At 65.0% G+C, this 1552-nt stretch carries 2 protein-coding genes and 1 pseudogene; all 3 read left to right on the top strand.

Going from position 1 to position 1552, the window contains the following annotated elements; all coding sequences use genetic code 11:
• Positions 1 to 3 precede the first annotated feature (3 nt).
• Positions 4 to 684: a GTP cyclohydrolase I gene (folE, locus tag AC1DS3_RS38515; RefSeq protein ID WP_477129349.1), complete on the top strand. Its 681-nt coding sequence runs from the start codon at positions 4 to 6 to the stop codon at positions 682 to 684.
• Between the two features lie 40 nt (positions 685 to 724).
• A complete protein-coding gene (locus AC1DS3_RS38510; RefSeq protein ID WP_477129348.1) occupies positions 725 to 1168 on the top strand; it encodes a BLUF domain-containing protein in 444 nt (147 codons plus the stop codon).
• 86 nt (positions 1169 to 1254) lie between these two features.
• Positions 1255 to 1552 (top strand): annotated as a pseudogene (locus tag AC1DS3_RS38505) (fumarylacetoacetate hydrolase family protein); the annotation flags it as partial.

The following is a 1552-nucleotide window of genomic DNA, read 5'->3' as shown; positions in this document are numbered from 1 at the left end:
GCCTTGGGTAGTGTGTCGACCCGCATACGGTCGCGTTTGCAGGCGGCGCGCGAGCGCTTCCACGCCAACGACAATATCTCGGCGTATGTCGAGCCCGGCGAACTGGACGAGTTGCTCGATGAAGTGCAGTCGCGCATGGAAGAGGTGCTGCGCAGCCTGGTGATCGATATCGACCAGGATCACAACACCCGCGAGACCGCGCGCCGCGTGGCCAAGATGTACCTGAAGGAGATCTTCGCGGGCCGCTACGTCAAGCAACCCAATGTGACCGAATTCCCCAAYGCGGAGCGCATCAACGAGTTGATGATCGTGGGCCCGCTGCGCGTGCGCAGCGCCTGCTCGCATCATCTGTGCCCGATCATCGGCAAGCTGTGGGTGGGGGTGATGCCCAACCAGCATTCCAACCTGATCGGCTTGTCCAAGTACGCGCGCCTGGCCGAATGGATCATGTGCCGCCCGCAGATCCAGGAGGAAGCCGTGACCCAGGTGGCTGACCTGCTGCAGGAGAAGATGAGCCCGGACGGGCTGGCCATCGTCATGGAAGCCGAGCATTTCTGCATGCACTGGCGCGGCGTGCGCGACACCGATGCAAAGATGACCAACAGCGTGATGCGCGGCTCGTTCCTCAAGGACGACAGCCTGCGCCGCGAGTTCCTGACCCTGCTGAACCGGACACGCGACTAAGCCAGCGCCATTCACCGCCTCGCAACCCAGTGGAGACAACATGCTCGTACGCCTGCTCTACGCCAGCCGCGCATGCCAGCCGGCCGATCCCGCGCTGGTAGACGCCATCRTCGCTACCAGTGTGGCGAATAACCCGAAGCACGGCATCACCGGCGTGCTTTGCTACGGCAACGGCATCTTCATGCAGGCGCTCGAAGGCGGCCGCACGGAAGTCTCACGCCTGTACCAGCAAATCGGCCGGGACGTGCGCCACGAGGACGTGGTGCTGCTGCACTACGAGGAAATCCTCGAGCGCGAGTTCGCCGGCTGGGCAATGGGCCTGGTCAATACCGGCAAGGTCAATATGGCCACCATCCTGAAGTATTCCGCCCACGGTGAGCTCGATCCCTACCGCACCAGCGGCCACGCCTCGCAAGCGCTGCTCAAGGAACTGATCGCGGGGGCGTCGATCGTGGGGCGCAGCTCGGAGCGGCATCGCCTCTGAACGCTTTCATTGCGCGGCCCGGCCAGCCCCCGCTATCCACGCTATTCAACAACCCATCATCCATCACCGATCACCCAGGAGAACTCGTGAGCGCACCCTTCAACCCCGGCCCCGCGGCGATGCTGCTGGCCGATGCCTGCCGGCGCGGCGTGCAATTCGCTGACCTGCCCGCCGACGCCAAGCCGGCGACGCTCGGCAGCGGCTATGACGTGCAGGATCGTTTCATCGCAGCGCTCGGCGATCCGGTGTTGGGCTGGAAGCTGGGTGTCGGCAGTGCCAACGCCATGCGGCGCGCAAAACTGGCGCGCCCGCTGGTGGGCCAGGTGGGGGCATCGCGCTGTTATGCCTCGGGCGACACCGTGCCGGTCCCCACGGGTGCGGTGG

This window comes from Cupriavidus sp. 01L46 (genome assembly GCF_056399905.1).
This window is presented reverse-complemented; position numbering and strand designations above follow the sequence as displayed.